Source organism: Alkalihalophilus lindianensis, assembly GCF_032843265.1.
Lineage (GTDB): Bacteria > Bacillota > Bacilli > Bacillales > Bacillaceae_D > Alkalihalophilus > Alkalihalophilus lindianensis.
The window spans coordinates 45,902-67,106 of record NZ_JAWJBA010000004.1 but is presented as its reverse complement, the minus strand read 5'-3'; the positions used below and the strand labels follow the sequence as shown (position 1 = coordinate 67,106).

General features: G+C 37.4%; 21 protein-coding genes. 5 read left to right on the top strand and 16 right to left on the bottom strand.

What is annotated here, in order from left to right; translation table 11 throughout:
• Nucleotides 1-27: 27 nt before the first annotated feature.
• Nucleotides 28-579, bottom strand: coding sequence for a peroxiredoxin (locus RYX56_RS12890; RefSeq protein ID WP_317122456.1), 552 nt, complete (start codon nt 577-579; stop codon nt 28-30).
• Nucleotides 580-922: 343 nt separating this feature from the next.
• Here RYX56_RS12890 and RYX56_RS12885 point away from each other — a divergent pair, with 343 nt between their 5' ends.
• The 3 genes from RYX56_RS12885 (at nt 923) to RYX56_RS12875 (ending at nt 2,658) form a co-directional block, all read left to right on the top strand.
• Complete coding sequence (locus RYX56_RS12885) at nt 923-1,756, top strand: mechanosensitive ion channel family protein (RefSeq protein ID WP_317122455.1); 834 nt, start codon at nt 923-925, stop codon at nt 1,754-1,756.
• 127 nt (nt 1,757-1,883) lie between these two features.
• Nucleotides 1,884-2,057 (top strand): hypothetical protein, encoded by a 174-nt coding sequence (locus RYX56_RS12880; protein ID WP_317122454.1) that lies wholly within the window; start codon nt 1,884-1,886, stop codon nt 2,055-2,057.
• Between the two features lie 124 nt (nt 2,058-2,181).
• Nucleotides 2,182-2,658 (top strand): spore coat protein, encoded by a 477-nt coding sequence (locus RYX56_RS12875; protein ID WP_317122453.1) that lies wholly within the window; start codon nt 2,182-2,184, stop codon nt 2,656-2,658.
• A gap of 104 nt (nt 2,659-2,762) precedes the next feature.
• On the opposite strand, the gene RYX56_RS12870 is transcribed toward RYX56_RS12875, so the two are convergent.
• From RYX56_RS12870 to gnd, 8 genes are all read right to left on the bottom strand, one after another.
• Entirely contained in the window at nt 2,763-3,014 is a 252-nt protein-coding gene (locus tag RYX56_RS12870; RefSeq protein ID WP_317122452.1) for a YkuS family protein, read from the bottom strand.
• Between the two features lie 118 nt (nt 3,015-3,132).
• Nucleotides 3,133-4,254, bottom strand: a complete 1,122-nt coding sequence (locus RYX56_RS12865) for an N-acetyldiaminopimelate deacetylase (RefSeq protein ID WP_317122451.1) — start codon at nt 4,252-4,254, stop codon at nt 3,133-3,135.
• A 78-nt stretch (nt 4,255-4,332) separates the two neighbouring features.
• The gene (gene dapD, locus RYX56_RS12860; protein WP_317122450.1) at nt 4,333-5,049 is read right to left on the bottom strand and encodes a 2,3,4,5-tetrahydropyridine-2,6-dicarboxylate N-acetyltransferase; all 717 of its coding nucleotides are present in this window, start codon (nt 5,047-5,049) and stop codon (nt 4,333-4,335) included.
• A gap of 126 nt (nt 5,050-5,175) precedes the next feature.
• Nucleotides 5,176-6,072 carry an AEC family transporter gene (locus RYX56_RS12855; protein ID WP_317122449.1) on the bottom strand — a complete coding sequence of 299 codons (897 nt, stop codon included), beginning with the start codon at nt 6,070-6,072 and terminating at the stop codon, nt 5,176-5,178.
• Nucleotides 6,073-6,150: 78 nt separating this feature from the next.
• On the bottom strand, nt 6,151-7,431 hold the full coding sequence (locus tag RYX56_RS12850; protein WP_317122448.1) for a TRAP transporter large permease: 1,281 nt from the start codon (nt 7,429-7,431) through the stop codon (nt 6,151-6,153).
• Nucleotides 7,432-8,004: a TRAP transporter small permease gene (locus RYX56_RS12845; protein WP_317122447.1), complete on the bottom strand. Its 573-nt coding sequence runs from the start codon at nt 8,002-8,004 to the stop codon at nt 7,432-7,434.
• 163 nt (nt 8,005-8,167) lie between these two features.
• Nucleotides 8,168-9,223 carry a TRAP transporter substrate-binding protein gene (locus tag RYX56_RS12840; RefSeq protein ID WP_317122446.1) on the bottom strand — a complete coding sequence of 352 codons (1,056 nt, stop codon included), beginning with the start codon at nt 9,221-9,223 and terminating at the stop codon, nt 8,168-8,170.
• 63 nt (nt 9,224-9,286) lie between these two features.
• Nucleotides 9,287-10,189, bottom strand: a complete 903-nt coding sequence (gene gnd, locus RYX56_RS12835; protein ID WP_317122445.1) for a phosphogluconate dehydrogenase (NAD(+)-dependent, decarboxylating) — start codon at nt 10,187-10,189, stop codon at nt 9,287-9,289.
• Between the two features lie 193 nt (nt 10,190-10,382).
• On the opposite strand from gnd, the gene RYX56_RS12830 reads away from it, so the two are divergent.
• A complete protein-coding gene (locus tag RYX56_RS12830; RefSeq protein ID WP_317122444.1) occupies nt 10,383-11,237 on the top strand; it encodes a MurR/RpiR family transcriptional regulator in 855 nt (284 codons plus the stop codon).
• 13 nt (nt 11,238-11,250) lie between these two features.
• Entirely contained in the window at nt 11,251-12,786 is a 1,536-nt protein-coding gene (locus RYX56_RS12825) for a gluconokinase (protein WP_317122443.1), read from the top strand.
• 45 nt (nt 12,787-12,831) lie between these two features.
• Here RYX56_RS12825 and aceA read toward each other — a convergent pair whose 3' ends face one another.
• The 7 genes from aceA to bioB all read right to left on the bottom strand — a co-directional run bounded on the left by aceA (nt 12,832) and on the right by bioB (nt 21,004).
• On the bottom strand, nt 12,832-14,124 hold the full coding sequence (gene aceA / locus RYX56_RS12820) for an isocitrate lyase (RefSeq protein WP_047973790.1): 1,293 nt from the start codon (nt 14,122-14,124) through the stop codon (nt 12,832-12,834).
• Nucleotides 14,125-14,525: 401 nt separating this feature from the next.
• Nucleotides 14,526-15,059 (bottom strand): DUF4309 domain-containing protein, encoded by a 534-nt coding sequence (locus tag RYX56_RS12815; RefSeq protein WP_317122442.1) that lies wholly within the window; start codon nt 15,057-15,059, stop codon nt 14,526-14,528.
• Between the two features lie 234 nt (nt 15,060-15,293).
• Nucleotides 15,294-16,505 carry an MFS transporter gene (locus RYX56_RS12810; RefSeq protein WP_317122441.1) on the bottom strand — a complete coding sequence of 404 codons (1,212 nt, stop codon included), beginning with the start codon at nt 16,503-16,505 and terminating at the stop codon, nt 15,294-15,296.
• 177 nt (nt 16,506-16,682) lie between these two features.
• Nucleotides 16,683-18,176 carry a glycine betaine uptake BCCT transporter gene (locus RYX56_RS12805; protein WP_317122440.1) on the bottom strand — a complete coding sequence of 498 codons (1,494 nt, stop codon included), beginning with the start codon at nt 18,174-18,176 and terminating at the stop codon, nt 16,683-16,685.
• Nucleotides 18,177-18,310: 134 nt separating this feature from the next.
• Complete coding sequence (locus tag RYX56_RS12800) at nt 18,311-19,462, bottom strand: mechanosensitive ion channel family protein (protein ID WP_317122439.1); 1,152 nt, start codon at nt 19,460-19,462, stop codon at nt 18,311-18,313.
• A 142-nt stretch (nt 19,463-19,604) separates the two neighbouring features.
• Complete coding sequence (locus RYX56_RS12795) at nt 19,605-19,940, bottom strand: YtxH domain-containing protein (RefSeq protein ID WP_317122438.1); 336 nt, start codon at nt 19,938-19,940, stop codon at nt 19,605-19,607.
• A gap of 62 nt (nt 19,941-20,002) precedes the next feature.
• On the bottom strand, nt 20,003-21,004 hold the full coding sequence (gene bioB / locus RYX56_RS12790) for a biotin synthase BioB (protein ID WP_317122437.1): 1,002 nt from the start codon (nt 21,002-21,004) through the stop codon (nt 20,003-20,005).
• Nucleotides 21,005-21,205: the final 201 nt, after the last annotated feature.

The window sequence follows — 21,205 nt, the reverse complement described above, 5'->3', positions numbered from 1 at the left end:
ACCTCTTCGCTCATCTTAATACGATGATTATACAGATAGTGTTTCTTGACCTGGCTTCCAGTTTGCTGGGCAAAGGCCACCAGTTTGTAGCGCTTGAAGAACACGTAGTGTCTCTTCAACGTCACGACCAATGTTGTTGTGGTTTACAACAGAATACATTAGCTCGCCTTCTGGGCTTATGATAAATAGACCACGAAGAGCAATTCCTTCTTCTTCGATCAGAACACCATACTCACGTGAAACAACGTGGTTTGTGTCAGCAGCTAAAGGATATTTTAATTCACCTAGACCATTTTCATCACGAGAAGTGTTGATCCAAGCTTTGTGAGTGTGAACAGTATCAGTAGAAACCCCAATGATTTCTGCATCTAGATCTTCAAACTCATCATAACGATCACTTAAAGAAGTGATTTCTGTAGGGCAAACGAAAGTGAAGTCCATTGGATAGAAATAAAGAACTGTCCACTTATCATTTTTCATGTTTTCTTCAAGACTTACCTTAGCAAATTCTTTGTTAGGCAATACAGCATCCATTTCAAATCTTGGTGCTTGTTTTGCAACCATACGCTTATCTGACATATGTACATACCTCCTAAAATATTTAACCTTACTACGTTGTCCATTATAAAAGAAGCACTATTTTTAGTCAATATTAAATGATAATCACTGTAAACAAACTCTCACAATTCGGCTCCCTTACTACTATTCCCACAAGTCATTAAACTAAACATCTACATTCTCAATCATACTCTTTTTTTATGAAAATGACGAATAGTATGCTCATCAAAAGATGGTTTTGGTTTGTGATTTATGAATACTTATGCTACGATTTTTACCGTGCCTCCATTAAACAGGTGTTTTTATTTGTCTAATAAAGGTTAAAACTAGGTTTAGAAAACTGAATTTTTGGGAGTTGGTAGACGTGGATCAGTTGACTGCTTACCTTACGCAAGGAGCTTTTTTAACTGTTGTATTGCTAGTTTTAGGTCAGCTTTTTTTAGCTTTTATTGCATTCTTAATTGTACGTTCAATTGGAAAGAGAGTGATCTCTACAGGGTTTGACCGAATGCAAACTCAGCGCAATATGTCCCTTGGAAGAGTAAAAACGCTTGAAAAATTAAGCTTAAATATCTTTTCTTATGTACTTATTTTTGTCCTAGTAACAATTATTGCAGGTATCTTTGAACTTCCAATTGGAGGATTAATAGCTGGTGCGGGGGTCATTGGTCTAGCAATTGGATTTGGCGCTCAAGGCCTTGTAAGTGATGTTGTAACAGGCTTCTTCTTACTTTTGGAAAAGCAAATTGATGTAGATGATTATGTAACCGCAGCAGGAATTGATGGTATAGTTGAAGAAGTTGGACTACGTACGACTCAAATTCGTGGTTTTGATGGCACTCTTCATTTTGTACCTAACAGAGAAATCAGTAGCGTAAGCAATCATTCTAGAGGAAATATGCGAGCTTTAATTGATATGAGTATCTCTTATGATGATAATATTGATGATGCTATCGCAGTGATGCAAAATGTTTGTGACAAGATAGCTTTAGAAGATGAAACAATTATAGAGGGGCCGAACGTTATTGGAGTTCAAGGGCTCGGAGATTCTGATGTCGTTATTCGTATCATTGCAAAAACCGAGAATATGATGCAATGGGCAGTGGAGCGTAAGTTAAGAAAAGAATTAAAAGAAGCACTCGATGCCAACGATATCGAAATCCCATACCCTCACCAAGTTTATATCGAAAAGAAATAAATGACTAAAAGGAAGACGTATGTTTACGTCTTCCTTTTTAATTTGCATGATTGAATCGTTCACCCAACACCCTTTTGGATTTCTTTCATACGTTTATAGTATCCGTATTTACGTAAGGAGGGAGATCATGGATAAGGCGCAACGCGATTTAATTGATATTATGGTTAGAAATGTGTTAAGAAAACACAAAGCCGGTATAACGTTGAATACATTAGACAAGAATGAAAAAGAAGAAATTAAAAACATCATTCAAAACATTCAATCTGAGGTTGAACAATTTTTAAATAAGAAAAAAAGCTAACTTATCCAAAAACCATTCTCCATGACGAGAGTGGTTTTTTTGTGCTCCTTCTTCAGTCGATTAGTCCAAGCCACTCCAGTTATTTTACATATGCTGAACTATAAAATGAAAGGAGGAAACAAGGATGAAAAAAATATATGTGTACAACAATGAAGCACAAGCATCAAGACCTAATAGGTGGTCAGCTCTAGATACAGCATCTAATCACCCTCTGTGTCATTCTAATAACAATAATGATACACAGAGTGCTGAACAGGAAAATAAAACGCTTCAACTATCTGAAGAGTATATCATCATTAAAGACTCTTGTGATGTGAATGTGACTTCAACTGATACGAAAGCAGCACTTTCCTTACAAGCTTCACTTCAAGCAGCCATTGCGATTGTTATCAGCATTTCAATTGCAGATGCAAATACAGCAGAGATGGTGACACAAGACTTATTACAAACAGCCAAGCTGAAACAATTATCTTATCAGAAAACAGTCATTGAGAATAGTCGCAATGTCGATGTAACGACAACAGATACCCAAGTTACAGCGAATATTCAAATTCTCTTACAGTTATTAATTACTTTATTTGTCAATCTAGATCTTGGTTAATACTGTATTGTATGCAGGAACCTACCCATTTGCCTTTATAGATTTCTAGGCATTTGAAGGTTTAAAAAAACCTGAAACCGTTGCGGTTTCAGGTCCTTACATACTTATTGTTGCCGATTTAATTTTTGTTCAACCTGCTGACAGACATCTTGTGCTGTCATTCCAGATGCGTTAATGACAGAACCATCTATTGCAGCGTTTTGCAATCCCATCATATTTTGGTCTTGTCCTGTTATGACACAGCAGTCACAACCTTGAGAGTCCTGCTCATTTCTTAATTGAACAATATCATAGCCTTTTGCTTGAAGTTCTTGTTGTACATCTGTTAATGATTGTTCGACACCAATTTTCGGCATCACCAACACCTCCGTAGGAATGTTAAATTGTTACCTCCTTATCCTAACCAAGATTCCCCAAAGTATGTATAGACTTCTAAATACCATCCAAAAAAAGACCCATTATAGGGTCTAGAGTTTACTTAGAATCAATGAAATTAATAAGGTGAGTAACAGCAAACGGGATAGCTCCTTCATCAGGCTCTAATCTCGCATCATGCAAACCGTATTCACAACTAACACCTAACCAAAACATAAAACCTGGAATTTGTTCGAGAAAATAACCAAAATCTTCACCAGTCATTGCTTCAGGGCTTGCAACAAATGTAGCATTTGACTGTCTTTTCGTAAATTCGATGAAATGATTCGTCGTTATTTCTTCATTATATACCTGACAGTAATTAGCTCCATAATCAATAGTAGCTGAACACATAAACCCTACTTCCACACCTTGCACAAGTTGTTCAATTCTTGATTTAATAATGCTCATCGTTTCAATTGATTTTGTGCGTATTGTTCCTTCTATCGTTGCTTCTTCTGCAATAATATTCTGTTTCGTTCCACCTTTTATAACCCCTATTGTAACTACCCCGGCATCAAGTGGATTGACGTTTCTAGCTACTATGCTTTGAAGTTGAGTGACGAGGTGACTTGCGGCAACGACCATATCATTTGCATGATGCGGATAAGCAGCATGTCCCCCCTTCCCCTTCAATGTTATAAATAGTTCTGATGTATTGGCAAAAAGCATTCCTGTTTTTGTGGAAATCGTTCCAACAGGGTACTCTGGAGCAATATGCAAAGCCATAATTTCGTCTGGCCACCATTCACGAAATTCTTCAGAACGAAGCATTGGTTCTGCCCCACCAGGACCTTCTTCAGCAGGTTGAAAAATGAAAAGTAAATGATTCTCCGGCTGGTTTTCTGCATAATGACTAAGTACACCTAATGCAATGGTCATATGAAAATCATGACCACATGCATGCATAAACCCTTCGTGTGTTGATTGGAAGTCCTTATAATTGGTTTTCTCTTTAATAGGAAGGCCGTCAATATCAGCTCGGTATGCTAGAACGTTTTTTGGGTTGCTTCCGGCTACTTTAACTAATAGTCCAGTCTTCCATTTTTTCACTTCTAAAAAGTCTTGAGATAACGTTTGTATGACATTCAGTAAATACGTTTGGGTCTTGATTTCATTAAAACCTATTTCAGGAATTTGGTGTAAGTCCCTTCGAATGGTTATAAGTTGATCAACATTCACCTATTACTCCCCCTTTTCACTTAAATGGAAAAAGAGCTTTGCTCAACTAGAGCAAAGCTACTTCTTCACTGTTATAAATTAATCGTTTAAACGACGAAGTTCTTGCTTAATCTCAGTTTTACCTTTTGTTTTTTCGTCGATTTCTTTAATAACTCGTGCAGGTGTTCCTGCAACAACAGTGTTTGAAGGTACATCTTCCGTAACGATCGCACCAGCTGCTACTACAGCCCCTTTACCAACTGTTACTCCTTCAAGAATGACACAGTTTGCACCAATCACGACATCGTCTTCAACTACTACTGGCTGAGCAGAAGGCGGTTCAATAACTCCTGCTAATACAGAACCTGCTCCTACGTGACAGTTCTTACCTACTGTAGCTCGTCCACCAAGTACAACGTTCATATCGATCATCGTTCCTTCACCAATAACTGAACCGATGTTGATGCTTGCACCCATCATGATAACTGCATTATCACCAATTTCTACTTGATCACGAATAATTGCACCTGGCTCAATACGAGCTTTAATGTTTTTCATATCAAGTAATGGAATAGCAGAGTTACGACGATCATTCTCTACAACAAAATCTTCAATCTTTGCTTCATTCTCTTTAAGAGCTGGCTCAATTTCTTCCCACTCTCCGAATAAAACACCTGTATTACCTGTTAGAAATGATTTTGTATTTGCACCAAAATCGACTCCTTCTAAATCACCTTTAATATGTACTTTTACTGGTGTTTTCTTTTGACTGTTTGAAATAAATTGAATAATTTCATTCGCATCCATCATCTTCATTAAAAAAACCTCCTACATTGTTATAAAACACTTCTTCATTATGATAAAGAAACCAGTGAGAAAATGCAATGATGTTGCATAGAATGTTCACTATTCTTGCTAAATGACTTCCTGCGTAATCTCTATTTATCCGAGTATGATGAGCAAAGCGGTAATTGTAATCACACTACCAATCGTTGTCATTAACGTAATACTTGAAACCAACCTCGGTTCTGATTGAAATTGAACAGCATACATCACAATAGTGGCAGCTGAAGGCATAGCAGCCGAAACGATTAGTACTTTAGCTAATAACGGATCGACCGGTAAGAATAGCAGGATACCAAAGGCTAATAAGGGAGAAATAAATAAACGTGTTACAAAACCAAAGGATAAGTTTGGCCAGTCAAAATCTCCCCATTTAATCAAAGCTAATTGCATACCTAAGATCAACATCACTGTAGGAACCGTCGCTTCTGCTATCATGTCTATTGTTAACATGAAGGGGTTTGGAATGTCTATTGCAAACACATTAAATAAGAGTGCTAAGGTCACTGCATACGTGGCAGGCATACTTAGCACTGCTTTCTTAGCAATCTTCATACCATTTTTCCCTTTAGCTGCATAATAGACACCAAAGAAATTCATGATAATGGCTTGTAACACCATAAACGAGACCGAATAAGCAAACCCTGCTTCCCCATAGGCAAACAAAATGATAGGAGCACCGTAATTACCTGAATTCATAAAAGCCGTTGCTAGTATCAATCCACTTTCTTGTGAGGTGGAAAGCTGTTTAACTTTCGCATAAACCTTATTAATGAAAATTAAACCGAACAATAACACCAAGGAAAACGTAATCATGTAAACATATTGTAAGTTAAGCTCAGACGTATAAAATGTTCGAAACACTAAACATGGTGTCATAACATAAATAGCTACAGTGGAGATCGGTTTAATATCTACCTTTTTCCACTTTTGAATTAAGAAGCCTAGAACAAAGACAAGTAATACGGGTAACATTACATGAAAGAATATAGTCATATGAACGCCTTCTTTTTAAAGATTTGAAAAGGAAACACTGAAAAGAGGCTAGTTTACTAACCTCTTTTCCATTCATTGTTATTGCTTAAATTGTAAAAGCCATAATGATAGTTCTGGGATGAATACAATCAGTAGCAACGTTGCTAGCATCGCAACAAAAAATGGAATAATTGCTTTTGAGAGTGTTTCAATTGATAAGCCGGATATCCCTGAGCCAACAAATAAATTAACTCCAAGAGGTGGTGTAATGAAGCCAATCGCTAAATTCACTACCATAATAATACCAAAGTGAATAGGGTCATAACCTAGATTAACTGCAATTGGTAACAAAATAGGCGTTAAAATTATAATAGCAGCGAGCGTATCCATAAAACAACCAACTATTAATAGTAATACAGTGATTAATAGAATAAGAACTATCGGATTTTCAGAAATAGCAAGCATCGCTTCAGCCACTTGATTAGGTATTTGCTCAATAGTAAGTAAGCGCCCAAATGCTGTAGCAGAACCGACGATAATTAGCACGGTCGATGTAGTTAGAGCAGCATCTGCAAAAACGCGAGGTAAATCTTTTATTTTTAATTCTCTATATAATAAAAGTCCTGCAATCAATCCATAGACAACTGCAATAACTGCCGCCTCAGTCGGAGTGAATATGCCCCCATAGATCCCTCCAAGTATAATTACCGGTATTAAGAGTGCCCACTTAGCTTCCCAAGCAGAACGTAAAATATTTTTTAAAGATGTCTTTTCAGGACTACCTACATATCCTTTTTTCTTAGAGTGGAAATAAGCGTAAATCATTAATCCCATTCCAACTAGAACTCCCGGAATAATCCCAGCAATAAACATATCTCCTATGGATGCACTTCCAACTACACCATAGATCACCATTGGAATACTCGGAGGAATAATAACGCCTAATGACCCGGCAGCAGCTACAAGTGCTGTTGCAAACTTCTTATCATACCCTTGGCGTACCATTGCAGGGATCATAATTCCTCCAATAGCAGCAACCGTAGCAGGTCCAGAACCCGATATAGCTGCAAAGAACATACAGGTAATGATCGTCGCTATGGCAAATCCACCTGTTTTATTTCCAACGATAGAGTTTGCAAATAAAAAGAGACGATTTGAGATTCCACCTTTCCCCATAATCTCTCCAGCCAGAATAAAGAAAGGAACGGCCATTAGAGGAAATGAGTCAACTGACGTGATAAGACCTTGTACTAAAAATTCTACAGGAATAGACCCTGAGTATAATATGGTTACTAGAGTTGCAAGTCCTAGAGCAATCCCTATTGGCACACTCAAGAAGAGAAAGAGAGCAAAGCTTGCAAATAACACGATAGCAGTCATTTAAATGTCATCCTTTCTCTTCATAGTACGAATGCCTTCTTCATTTAACCTCTGCTCAACAATTAATTCTTGTTCGGTTTTCACTTCAAATGACTCATCTCCAAACAACGTCTTACCTTGTTTAATTAATTGTTGAATCAAACGAATAGCGGTTAAACCCATTCCAATTGGTGTAGCCATATAAACCAGTCCCATAGGAATATGCAAGGCAGGAGATGTTTGACCAAAAGCAAGCAAACGTTGCGCAATATCATATCCATAAATAATGACAAAGATAGCAAACGATAAGAATAATAAATTGGCAAACATGGCTAACGCTATTTTTGCCTTTCCTTTTAAAAGTAGGAGTACTACATCAACCTTAATATGACGTTGTTTTTTCACTCCATAGCTGATCCCTAGATACACCAACCAAATAAAGCAATATCTTGCTAACTCCTCTGACCAAGATAAGGAAGACTCCATTACGTGACGCATAAATACTTGAGCTGCAATTACTGCAACCATTACAACAGAAAAGCCAATTAATAAAACTTCTTCTATATGCTCATCTATCCACTTAAGTAGCTTCATCCCATTACTCCCCTTTTTCTTCTATCTAATTAATCTCTTCTATTTATTAAGAAGTACAAAACTAATTATGTCTATATGCATATTCACTTTTGTGCTTCTTTTTTGATTTTTTTGAAAAGAAGGACTCAAACCTGTTAGGCCAAGTCCTTCAATTTTACTTTTTTTACTGTGCAGCTTCAATTGCAGAATAAACCTTCTCTACAACTTCAGTGCCAATGTTTTCAGCATATTTATCTATGACAGGTTGAACAGTTTCAACCATTTTTTGACGCTCGTCTTCACTAATTTCTGTATACGTCATACCTTCTTCTTGAAGATTTGCTAGATAAGTCTCATTTGCTTCACGATTCAATTCGCGTTGGTAAGCACCTGCCTCAAGTGCTGCTTCACTAACAATCTCTTGCTCTTCTTCTGTTAATGAATCAAAAAATGACTTACTCATCATAAACACAAATGGGCTGTAAATATGGTTTGTGTTCGATACATGCTGTTGTACTTCATAATAGCCTTCTAGATAAATGGTAGCGAAGGGGTTTTCTTGACCATCTACAGTTCCTTGTTGCATAGCTGTAAATAGTTCAGTAAATGCCATAGGAGTCGGATTTGCACCAAGTGCACGGAATGCTTCTAAATGAAGGTCATTTTCCATTGTACGAATAGTCAACCCTTGAAAATCCTCTTGTGTTGCAACAGGTTGTTTACTGTTCGTTAAGTTGCGGAATCCATTTTCCCAATATGCAAGACCCATTAAGTTTTGGTCTTCTAATTTATCTAAGAAACTTTGACCTACTTCTCCATCAAGAACTTCGTCTGCCACTTCACTGTTCGGAAATAAAAAAGGGAAATCAAATACAGAAAATTCTGATACGAAATTAGCAATTGGAGCTGTAGATGGAACGGTAACTTCTTGTGTGCCTAATTGTAGCGCTTCCATCATGGAGCGATCATCGCCTAATTGACCACTGTGATAGGTTTCAACTACGATCGATCCATCTGTTCTCTCTTCCACTAACTCTGCAAATTTCTCAAGACCTTTATATTGAGGATGCTCGTTATTTAATCCGATACCTGCACGAATTGTTTTTGAATCAGTCTGCTCAGTAGCAACCTCCTCTCCGTTTGAAGCGCTTCCATTTCCTTGAGTAGAGTCACTTCCTCCACATGCTGCTAAAAACAAAGCCAATGATCCAATAAAAAATGATGACATTACCTTTTTCATTCTATTGCTCTCCCTTCAAAACCCTTTTTTATTATTAAGAGGGTTTTCCCTCTACATTCCTGTTTAATTTTTTGCTTTTACAACTTCGTGACCACCAAATTCATTTCTAAGAGCTGCGACTACTTTACCGTTAAATGTATCTGTTTCTTGTGAACGGTAACGCATCATTAGTGACAAAGCAATCACAGGTGCTGCCGTTTGAAGATCAAGGGCCGTTTCTACTGTCCACTTACCTTCTCCTGATGAGTTCATTACACCACGAATCTCTGATAGCTTAGGATCTTTCTTAAAAGCATTCTCTGTTAATTCCATTAACCATGAACGAATAACAGATCCGTTATTCCACACCTTCGCTACCTCCTCATAGTTGTAATCAAAAGGACTCTTCTCCAAGATTTCGAAGCCTTCTGCAATCGCTTGCATCATTCCGTATTCAATCCCATTATGAATCATCTTAAGAAAATGACCACTTCCGACTTTACCACTTGCCAAATAGCCGTCTGTGACAGATATATCATTGAAAACCGGCTCTAAATAAGTAAGAACTTCCTTAGGTCCTCCAGCCATCATACATACACCATTTCTGGCACCTTCAACCCCACCGCTTGTTCCAACATCCACAAACGAAATTCCTTTTTCTGCTAATTTCTCTGCGCGAGTAAGTGTGTCCTTGTAGTTTGAATTGCCCCCATCAATCACAATATCTCCACTATCGAGCATATTTTCTAAACTAGATAATACATGCTCTGTTATTTCTCCTGCAGGAACCATTAACCAAATAACTCTAGGCTTCTTTAACTTTGAAACAAGCTCTTCTAATGAATAAGCAGGAATTGCTCCTTCGTTTTCAATTGAGCTCACTTGTGATAGATCGACATCATGAGCAACGACTTCATACTTGTGATCAAGTAAATTCAATACTAGGTTATAACCCATCTTGCCTAATCCAACCATTCCGATTTGCATGACTTCTCAGCTCCTAAAACTTTCAAGAAATTATTTTTCTTTTGTTTTATTGTTATTGAAACTTTATTCCCTTGGTTCTCATTATAGAATAAAATTTTTCTTTTACAATAAAAAATATGAAAAAATATTTTTTTGTTGTAAACTTTTATTATAATAGTTCTATAACCACTCATTTTTAGAGGAGCGTATTAGCATGACAAATGAATATATTCCATGTCTCACTAAAATACGAGCAACTTATTCATCTTTTAGTGAGAAAGAAAAACAAGTAGCCGATTACATCCTTTCAAATCCATCTGGCATGATTCATGCCACTATTAACCAAGTAGCTGAGGATCTTAGTGTAGCTGAAGCGACTGTATTTAGATTTTGTAAACGCCTTGGTTACACAGGGTTTCAAGCGATGAAAATCTCACTTGCATCTGAAGTCGTAACACCCATTCAAGACATTCATGAAACGATTAAAGAAGAAGATGATGAAAAAACGATTACTGAAAAAGTTTTCAAATCAAATATTCGAACATTAGAAGATACGTTACATGTCATTGAATCTGAGGCTTACAAAAAAGCTGTTCATGCTCTCGTTCATGCAAGAAGGATTGAATTTTATGGGAACGGTGGTTCTGGAATTATTGCGCTAGATGCTCATCATAAATTTTTGAGGACCGGTATCCCAACGGTTGCATACCAAGACTCTCACTTTCAAGTAATGTCTGCGTCACAGCTTACTAAAGAAGATGTTGTCGTTTTAATCTCTCATACAGGCACCAATCGAGATATGCTGCAAGTGCTTGATGTTGCTATAGAGCACGGTGCGACGACGATCTGCATCACGACACTTGGCAAATCACCTTTAAGTAAACAAGTAGATATCCCTTTATTCACCGTATCAAAAGAAACTGAATTTCGTTCTGAAGCACTTGCATCAAGACTAGCTCAATTAAGTATTATTGATGCCTTATACGTAAATGTTAGTATTGCTAGAAAAGAACAAATGAAAGATTCGCTTAGCCGAATGAGAAAAGCAATTTCAAATAAACGAATATAATGGAGTGTCAAACATGGAGTGTCAAACTAGTAAAGACTCAACATATGTTATGGGGATAGACATTGGGACTACTTCTGCAAAAGTAGTTTTATTTACAAGGTCGGGACATGTTGCCTCTGAAGCAGAAGCACCATATCCTACTTCATCACCTAAGCCTGATTACTCAGAACAAGATCCTCTATTAATTGAGGAGGCTATCGTACATTCTGTATCAGAAGTTATGAAAAAAAGTCGAATTAAACCTGACCAATTGTTATCAATTGGGTTCTCTGCTGCTATGCACTCGCTTATATGTGTAGACGACTCCAATAGACCGTTGTCTCCAATGATCACATGGGCAGATCGTCGAAGTATTAAGCAAGTTAATCATTACCTTAAGGAAGACCGTTCAGAGCTCGAGAAAAATGGCACACCACTTCATCCAATGTCGCCTCTATTCAAGCTGTTATGGATGAAGGAACATGCATATACACCTTACTTGAATGCTACTAAATTCGTTTCAATTAAAGAATTCTTTATCTCTCGTTGGTTTAATAGGTTTGTCGTTGATTACGGCGTGGCATCGGCTACAGGTTTATTCAATGTGCATACATTAGACTGGAATGAAACCGCTTTAAATATTGCGGGTATTACCCGTGATCAATTATCAACTCCTGTTTCTCCGACTTATGTATGTCAGGGACTTACTGAAGAATTTGCTCAACAATTAGGTATTCATCGCGATACACCTTTTGCTGTAGGATCAAGTGATGGTCCCCTCGCTAATATAGGGGTAGGTGCTATTAAAGAAGGAGATTTAACATTAACGATCGGGACAAGTGGCGCTATACGAAAGATCAGTTCTTCCCCAGCTCGCACATTAAAACAAATATTTTGCTACTCCATTTCAGAACGTCATTGGGTATTAGGCGGGCCTACTAATAACGGTGGAAATGTCTTACAATGGGCAATTGAAACCTTATCCCCTTCTAATTCAGATACTTCGTTAACTCGATTTGAGAACGCCTTAAGTCTTGCCCAAACTTCTCCACCTGGAGCAAACAGCCTTTTATTTTTACCTTACTTACACGGCGAACGCGCTCCACTTTGGAGAGCTGATGCGAGAGGAGCATGGTTAGGGATTAGTAGCACCCATACAAAAGCAGATTTCCTGCGTTCATGTATAGAAGGCATTGTCTTTAACCTCTATCAAATTAGTGCTATTGTCGAAAACGTTACAGGGGAAAATAAACGGATTTATGTTAATGGAGGTTTTGCTCGTTCACGATTCTGGTTACAACTTGTAGCTGATGTATTTGGTAAGAACTTGGAGATACCACTCACTCATCAAAGTGCCGCTTGGGGAGCTGCTTGGTTTAGCTTAATGGCGATCGGCGAAGAAGATAACCTTGAAAATATCGCTAATCATATCCCTATGGGGGATACCATTTACTTTAATCAAGAGAAACACAGCCTATACAAGGATCTCATTTCTTTATTTGTAGAAGCTCAAGCTTCACAAGAAGAGATTGCAGCTAAGCTATCAGCCTATCAAATTAAAACACCATAAAAAAAACGGTTCATCAGTTGATGAACCGTTTTTCAATTTGAGTGATTATTGTTTTTGGAATTGAGATTCTTCTGTTGAGCCTTTAAGTGCCGTTGTAGAAGATGTTCCGCCTGAAACTGCTTGTGAAATCTCATCAAAGTAACCAGTACCTACCTCACGTTGGTGACGAGTAGCTGTGTACCCTTTTGATTCACTTGCAAATTCAGCTTGTTGTAATTCTGAATATGCACCCATTCCACGTTTCTTGTAGCCATGAGCAAGCTCGAACATACTGTGGTTTAGAGCATGGAAGCCTGCAAGTGTAACGAATTGGAATTTGTAACCCATTTTCCCAAGTTCCACTTGATACGTTTCGATTGTTTCTTTATCAAGATTTGCTTCCCAGTTAAATGAAGGTGAACAGTTATAAGCAAGCATTTTACCTGGGAATTTAGCATGGATAGCATCTGCAAATGCTTGTGCTTCTTCAAGTGATGGTTTAGACGTTTCGCACCAGATAAGATCTGCATAAGGAGCATATGCAAGTCCACGAGCAATCGCTTGGTCTAGACCTGGATTTGTACGATAGAATCCTTCTGGAGTACGTTCACCAGTAATGAACGGATGATCAGCAGGATCAATATCACTTGTGATCAAATCAGCTGCATCTGCATCTGTTCTAGCAATTAATAATGTCGGCACGCCACTTACGTCAGCTGCAAGACGAGCAGAGATTAGGTTACGTACTGCTGTTTGAGTTGGAATAAGAACTTTACCGCCTAAGTGACCACACTTTTTCTCTGAAGCTAATTGATCTTCTAAGTGAACACCTGACGCTCCAGCTTCAATCATCCCTTTCATTAATTCAAATACGTTCAATTGTCCACCAAATCCTGCTTCAGCATCGGCTACAATCGGTGCGAAATAATCGATGTCACCCTCATCTTCCATATGTTGAATCTGATCAGCACGTTGAAGAGCTTGGTTAATGCGCTTTACAACACTCGGAACACTGTTTGCTGGATATAAACTTTGATCCGGATACATTTGCCCCGCTAAGTTAGCATCAGCTGCTACTTGCCATCCACTTAGATAAATCGCTTTCAAACCAGCTTTTACTTGTTGTACTGCTTGGTTTCCTGTAAGTGCACCTAGTGCATTAATGTAATCTTCTGTATGCAGATAGTCCCAAAGCTTTTCTGAACCACGCTTAGCTAATGTATGTTCAATTTGCACAGAACCTCTTAATTTAACAACTTCTTCTGCAGTATATGTACGTTCAATTCCTTGCCATCTTTTATCATTTTCCCATTGTGCTTGTAATTGTTCAGCTGCTAACTTTTTGTTTTCTTTTGTCATGATAATCTCTCCCTTTATTTAAGTTGATGTTGCTGTACGGAATGTACAAGATTCAGAAAAAACTTCTTTTCTCCCCTTCTGTTCAATAACAGAGTCTCCACTTGCACAAATGATTTCATTTGCTTTCCTTCAAACAGCTATGCACTTGATGTGTGATTACAGTTTCTCCCAATCTAACTCATCTTCACCATTCAACTTGTTAATTGCTCTGCTGCTTGTGCACTCTCACCCCTTCTGTTTTGACCCCTTTAACCTCTCTGTATTATTACAGTTTGTTTCTACGTGTTTTATAATATAACAGTATCAGAATAAAAACAACTGTTTTTTCTAATTTTTTTGAAAAATTATACTAATCATGCAAAAAAGCACTAACCTATAAGTTAGTGCTTCTGTTTCAACCTTTATTTACTTTTCATAAACCAAACAAATTCAAGCGAACTTCCTTCATCATGTGCTTCAAAATACAAAGTATAATCGTCTAATTCATAATGATACGTCCAATAACCGCTTAACTCGTCTATTTCACTTCGATCAGGTGTCCCTAAAGCACGCTTCATCTCATCTGCTGAAACCCTATAATCAGAAATATCCATTGTAATTGCTTCAAGTAAATCATCTTTCTTTGAGAAAATATACGTTGTACGGTCATATGCATAGAAATGACCACCTTCGTACGATCCTTTTTCATTTGGTTCACCCAATTGAGCCACTACTTCGGCTTGTGATTTTCCAATTGCTTGATCTGAAGGGGCAAATACACCGTTGAAGCCCTTCTCAATCCATGTGAAGGAAAGAAAAGATGGGGTCGCAGCAGAAACAACCGAACTTGGACGCTCCAATTCTTCAATATTCATTACAATTGAGTCACCTTGTCCACAACCTGCAAGAATGGATACCATATAGCCTATAAGAAAAAATTTAATAAATTTCATCATTCGCACACCTACCTTTAACCATTTAGAACGTTTAATTTAACGGGAACTATATCTATATATAGAGTTACCCTCCATTACCAGTTTTTAAAACGTTCTTTTGTTAAAAATAACTATTCGTGCGATTTTTTTGATTTCCTATCAAAACCTTTCTCATTTTTAAGACAGATATCTTCGTGGTCAGACACTAAATTTGCGATTAACTGTGTAAAATGTCGATACAATAACAATTAAGTCTTAATTTGCAGTGATTGAAGGAGATTCAACATGATCATTTACTTCAAGATGTTTCATATGGATGGTGATAATGGTTGTAATCATTAATACAATCATCGATCCTAAAACAACACCTAACCATCCAGCTCTCATCCAAAACCACCCTAAGTAGATCCCTCCAAGTCCTCCTCCAACGTAATAGGAAGTTAAATACAACCCTGAAGCACTTGCTTTAGCGACTGTAGAATATTTAGACACCCAGGCACTAGAGCAAGAGTGAGCAAAAAAGAAACCAAAACTTAATAACAATAAGCCAAGAACGATCATGAATAAATGAGAAATCAACGTAAAAGAAACTCCAATCGCCATAATGACGATACCAATTTTTAAACAGAATACTTGGGAATGCTTTTTTGAGAGCTTTCCAGCTAATGTAGAACTTACCGTGCCTGCCATATACGTGATAAAAATAAAACCAATCACAGTAGTAGATAAGGAAAACGGTTCTCCTAACAACAGAAATGCCACATAACTATAAAACCCTATAAAAAGTAGGAAGTGCAAACCACCTACAATGAAAGCTGGTTGTAATTGTTTATCAAGTAAATGATGCTTGTAATGACTAATGACAGACTTAAAATCAAACGATTGAGGCTCAAATTGCTTCGATTTTGGTAGTAAAATTAATACAAGAATGACTGAGACAACACTAATTAAACCCATAACCAAAAAGGCCATTCTCCAACTAGCCACATCAGTCACTACTCCACTCATAAAACGGCCTACCATACCACCAAAGCTATTTGCACTAATATATACACCAATAGCAACAGTCATTGCCTTTTTCGCATATTCTTCACTTATATAAGCTAAAGCGATGGTAGGTACTCCAGCTAGCGCTACTGCTTGTAGAGTACGAAGAACCAACAACCCTTCAAAGCTTGGAACGACTACTAACCCTAGTGAGATAATACAAGCAAAAACCATTGCAGTGTTCATTATCTTCTTGCGGCCTATCGTATCAGAAAGAGGACCATATACAAAAAAGGCAATGGCTAGGACAAATAATGGTACCGAAATGATGAGACTCACTACTACATCAGATACATGGAACTCGCTAGCGAGAACAGGTAAAATTGGTTGAGGAAAATGTAAGTTTGCAAAAATAAAAAAAGCAGCCACACTTAGAGCAAACGTTGTCCGCCGAAACTGCACGGTATTCTCTTCTATCATCGTTTCTCCACTCCTTAAAGTTGCCTAAAAACACATTCTTTTTCTCTTTCTCACCTCTATCCACCCATTATAAAGGATTCAGAATCATTTGAACATCTCAGAGCTTTTCTCACCTCACCACAATATACCTAAAAAAGCATAACTACGGATCAACGTAGCCATGCTTACATTTCATGATTATTTTTTTGTCGCCTTCATTTCTACCTTAAATACTTTTAACATACTGTAACTCATCGCTAACAATATAAACGTTAGTGGAAATGCGCTGACAATGATGGCTGTTTGGAGGGCATCAAGACCTCCAGATGCCATTAATACAACTGCTGAGGTACTTAGAATAAGCCCCCATGATATTTTTATCATAACAGATGGATTTAGGTTTCCTTCGGTCGTTTGCATACCTAGAACAAATGTAGCTGAATCAGCTGAAGTAATAAAGAACGTACTAATTAACAATAACGTAATAACAGACAAGACCCCACCCAATGGTAAGTAACGATACACATAAAAGAGACCCGTCTCGAGACTTTGTCCTGCTACATCTACCCCCTCGATTAAATCAAAGTAAATCCCAGTTCCACCGAATATTGCAAACCAAAAAGTACAAACCAAAGTTGGTACCACTAACACCGCGACGACAAACTCTCTTACAGTCCTTCCTTTTGAAACCCGCGCAATAAACATCCCAACAAAAGGAGACCACGATATCCACCATGCCCAATAAAAAATAGTCCAAGCTTGCGTCCACGCTGCACTCTCCTCATTAAAAGGTGAGATACGCAAACCCATCTGTGGTAAGTTTTGAATATATTGACCTAAAGTATGGGTAAACAAATTTAACAAAAACAAAGTAGGACCAACAATGACCATCATTAATAGAAGAAGAGTTGCTAAAATCATATTGGTGTTACTTAAATATTTAATTCCTTTTTTGATACCAGTTGTTGCGGATATAATAAACAACACCGTTATAATGCCAATAATGATGACCTGGACGGTGAAATTAATGGGAAGTCCTACTAAGTAATTCAATCCAGCATTGATTTGTTGAGCTCCCAAACCTAACGATGCACATACGCCAAATAAAGTTGCAAAAACCGCTACAATATCGATTGTATAACCTAATGGACCTCTCACTTTATCCCCAAATAACGGATAAAGCGTTGCACTCATCAAGCCAGGTGCTTCTTTTCTAAATTTATAATAAGCTAGAGATAAGGCAACGGTGGCATATATTGCCCAGGCATGAAACCCCCAGTGCAAGTATGTAAATCTAAGTGCAATCAATGCCGACTCCCTCGTCCTCTCCATACCAGGTCCACCATAAGGCGGTGCTGCATAATGAGAGATCGGCTCAGATACACCATAGAATAATAACCCAATTCCCATTCCAGCGCTAAATAACATCGCAAACCAAGTTAATCGATTGAATTCCGGCTTATCTTGGTCTTTACCAAGTTTTATCTTTCCATATTTACTGAAAACTAAAAATAAAGCAAACAAAAGAAAAAATGTAGCGGAAAGTTGATAGAACCAACCAAATGAAGTTAGAAAAAAAGTTTGAGCACTTTCCATTACGACGCCTAAATGCTTTGGAAAGAAAGTACCCCATATAACAAAGACAATTGCCATGACAATAGAAATTTTGTAGGTTACTGTTAACTTTTTCATGCATCATTCTTCCTCTCTAAAAGCATTGTTACACATACTCTTTTCCGAACGTTTTTCATGTGCTCATTTAGTGTGTGTAGATAATACTTTTATTATGAAAGAAGAAGCACAGGTCCAAAACAAAGAAGAGCTCATTATTTTGAGCTCTTCTCCTCTTGCCTTACATCCATTTTTTCTTCTTCAATTAAGTCCTCAAATACCGACTGTTGGTCCTTCTCTACATAAAGACTTCTACTTGGGAAGGCAATCACTACTTCTTCCTCTTCAAGAATGCTCATAATTTTAAAATTTATATCTTCTTTCACTCTATACCACTCGGTCCAAGCTGTCGTTTTCGTAAAGAAATAGACAAAAATATCGAGACTTGAACTATTGAAATCACTAAATCGAACCATAATTAGATCTTGATTGACATCCTCATGTTCTCTCAAAAGGATTTCAATTTTTCGCACACAACGTTCTAACTTCTGCTGCGGCGTTGAATACGTAACCCCTACTTTAAACGTAATTTGTCTCTTGTTCATTTTTGACCAGTTCGTGATAGGTTCATTCGATAAAGTCGAATTCGGTACAGTAACGATTGAATCTTCAAATGTTCGAATTTGTGTACTCCTAAATGTAATATCTTCAACAGTTCCTTCTACAGATGGTGTTTTAATCCAATCACCTTTTGAGAAAGGCTTTTCTGTAATGATTATGATTCCTCCAAAGAAATTGCCAATTGTATCCTGGGCTGCAAGAGCAAATGCTAAACCACCGAGACCTAGACCAGCCACAAAACCACTAATGCTATATCCCCATTCACCTGCGATAACAACAATTGTTAAAGCAATAACTGAAAAACGGAGGATCTTTGATAAGAAAGGGACCAACATACTATCTTCATCTAATTCTACTTTCCTTGCAAATCGGAAAAAGAAAGCTGATTGAGCGGACATATAGTTGTACAAGCCCCATCCAAGTATCATAATAATAAAAGTACGATAAATATGTTGGACAAACTCAGTCGTTGTAATGTTAAACGGTAAGTACAACATAGCTAAATATGTACCTAACACGATCCAAAAAAGCCGTAATGGTTTCTCAAAGGAAAGCAGTACGTTTGTAAACACTTCAGTTGGCGTCTTTCTTGTTAATGTGAGAATAAATTTAAAAATATATTTTGTAAATAGCTTTCTAAAAACTAAAAAGACCAAAAAGATCGCAATAGCAATGGTAATATCAATCCATTCTAAGCGTTGAAAAGACGCAAGAAGCATTCTCCAGCGCTCTATACCGTTATCCATGTAAAAGATCACCTCTTTGTATTGAAAGATCATTTTACCATAAAAGAAGTAAAGTAAGCTCCTATCAGAGTTAATACGAGAATCTTTTACAATTCCAGTATAGGATATCGTACTATCACCACAAAAAAGAGCAGTCAATAGACTACTCTTCCTCTAAAACACCTTGAATTAATTCTCCAATATCTGATTTCCTTTGATTATCAATGGTTTCTTTTTTTGCAACTTCTCTGTGCTGCGGATTTTTTGATTCACCTAATACTTCTTTAATATCCTCGCTCCATTCACTTCCAAATTCAAGCAATAAGTGGGACAAAGCCCCTTTTGACCCTGAACGTTCTGGCATTTTATTCACAAGATCTTTGCGGAGATGGTTGCCTTTATCCGTTGCAAGTAAGTAATAACCTGCAACTCCAACCATTCCCCCGACGATTGTGCCCATTAAGTAACCTGAACGAGATGATCGTTTCTTTTTAAACATTGTATCAACTCCTTTAGTGTCTTTCTTTAGTATGGAGTTAAAACAAATTCTTTATGAGTATATTAAGACTCGTTTGTTACAGGAAGTGCACATTCTTCAATTTCAAACCCTAAATCCTCTATCATGTGGTGATCTATTTCAACACTTTGACCTTCTGTTGTTAAATAATCGCCTACGAATATCGAATTTGCTGCATAAAGGGCCATTGGTTGCAATGTGCGTAAATTTAATTCACGTCCACCTGATACACGTATTTCCTTTGTAGGATTGATAAATCTCATTAATGCTAACACTCGAAGGGCTTTCATAGGCGCTGTTCGATTTCTCCCTTCAAGTGGCGTCCCAGGTACCGCATGTAAAAAGTTTACTGGAATAGAATCAGCATCAATAGCCCGGAGCTCATAAGCCATTTCAACAATTTGTTTATCTGTTTCTCCCATCCCAATGATGACTCCTGAACATGGTGACATTCCTGAATTTTTAGCATGCTCTACAGTCTCTACTCGGTTGTCATATGTATGGCTTGTTGTAATCGCCTCATGATGATCACGGTGAGTATTGATATTATGATTGTATCGATGAACACCTGCTTGCTGGAGTTTTTTAGCCTTCTCATCTGTTAAAATACCGAGACATGCACAAATTTTTAAAGGCATCGTTGCTGTAATTTCTTCTACCGCTTCAATTACTCCGTCGAGCTCCCGCTCAGTTGGACCGCGCCCACTAGCAACTATACAATATGTACCTGCTTTACGCTCCATTGCCTCTTTAGCACCTGCTAATAATGTTTCTTTATCCAGAAAAGAATATTTCTCTACAGGGGCTGTTGAAATAATAGATTGAGAACAGTACCCACAATTTTCAGGGCAAAGACCACTTTTTGCATTAATAATCATATTTAGTTTTACTTTTTTTCCATAATAGTGCTTCCTAACTTTAAATGCAGCTTGTAAAATAGGTAAAACTTCCTCATCATCTGCCTGTAATACGGCTAGCCCCTCCTCAAGTGTTAATTTTTCACCATTAATCACGCGATCTGCAAAGTGCATCCAAGAATTATTCATTATATATCACTCCTGTTTGTTAACTTATTTTTATTTTAAGTTAACATTAAAAAAGTGTTTAGACAAGTCAGATTACAATAAATAGTAGAATTTTTTAATAGAAAGGACATTCGATGGAGTTGAACTATTTATTTCCGGGGCAATTCTTCCTTCGAATAAAAAAAACAATGGTGCTGCATGCGCTAACGCATCACACCATTG

Coding starts and splice junctions, on each gene's coding strand:
- RYX56_RS12880 (WP_317122454.1), top strand. CDS start 1,884: ATGGATAAGGCGCAACGCGATTTAATTGATATTATGGTTAGAAATGTG.
- RYX56_RS12875 (WP_317122453.1), top strand. CDS start 2,182: ATGAAAAAAATATATGTGTACAACAATGAAGCACAAGCATCAAGACCT.
- gnd (WP_317122445.1), bottom strand. CDS start 10,189: ATGCAAATCGGAATGGTTGGATTAGGCAAGATGGGTTATAACCTAGTA.
- RYX56_RS12845 (WP_317122447.1), bottom strand. CDS start 8,004: ATGAAGCTACTTAAGTGGATAGATGAGCATATAGAAGAAGTTTTATTA.
- RYX56_RS12890 (WP_317122456.1), bottom strand. CDS start 579: ATGTCAGATAAGCGTATGGTTGCAAAACAAGCACCAAGATTTGAAATG.
- RYX56_RS12825 (WP_317122443.1), top strand. CDS start 11,251: ATGGAGTGTCAAACTAGTAAAGACTCAACATATGTTATGGGGATAGAC.
- RYX56_RS12805 (WP_317122440.1), bottom strand. CDS start 18,176: ATGAAAAAGTTAACAGTAACCTACAAAATTTCTATTGTCATGGCAATT.
- RYX56_RS12800 (WP_317122439.1), bottom strand. CDS start 19,462: ATGGATAACGGTATAGAGCGCTGGAGAATGCTTCTTGCGTCTTTTCAA.
- bioB (WP_317122437.1), bottom strand. CDS start 21,004: ATGAATAATTCTTGGATGCACTTTGCAGATCGCGTGATTAATGGTGAA.
- RYX56_RS12840 (WP_317122446.1), bottom strand. CDS start 9,223: ATGAAAAAGGTAATGTCATCATTTTTTATTGGATCATTGGCTTTGTTT.
- RYX56_RS12795 (WP_317122438.1), bottom strand. CDS start 19,940: ATGTTTAAAAAGAAACGATCATCTCGTTCAGGTTACTTAATGGGCACA.
- aceA (WP_047973790.1), bottom strand. CDS start 14,124: ATGACAAAAGAAAACAAAAAGTTAGCAGCTGAACAATTACAAGCACAA.
- RYX56_RS12815 (WP_317122442.1), bottom strand. CDS start 15,059: ATGATGAAATTTATTAAATTTTTTCTTATAGGCTATATGGTATCCATT.
- RYX56_RS12810 (WP_317122441.1), bottom strand. CDS start 16,505: ATGATAGAAGAGAATACCGTGCAGTTTCGGCGGACAACGTTTGCTCTA.
- RYX56_RS12855 (WP_317122449.1), bottom strand. CDS start 6,072: ATGACTATATTCTTTCATGTAATGTTACCCGTATTACTTGTCTTTGTT.
- dapD (WP_317122450.1), bottom strand. CDS start 5,049: ATGAAGATGATGGATGCGAATGAAATTATTCAATTTATTTCAAACAGT.
- RYX56_RS12850 (WP_317122448.1), bottom strand. CDS start 7,431: ATGACTGCTATCGTGTTATTTGCAAGCTTTGCTCTCTTTCTCTTCTTG.
- RYX56_RS12870 (WP_317122452.1), bottom strand. CDS start 3,014: ATGCCGAAAATTGGTGTCGAACAATCATTAACAGATGTACAACAAGAA.
- RYX56_RS12830 (WP_317122444.1), top strand. CDS start 10,383: ATGACAAATGAATATATTCCATGTCTCACTAAAATACGAGCAACTTAT.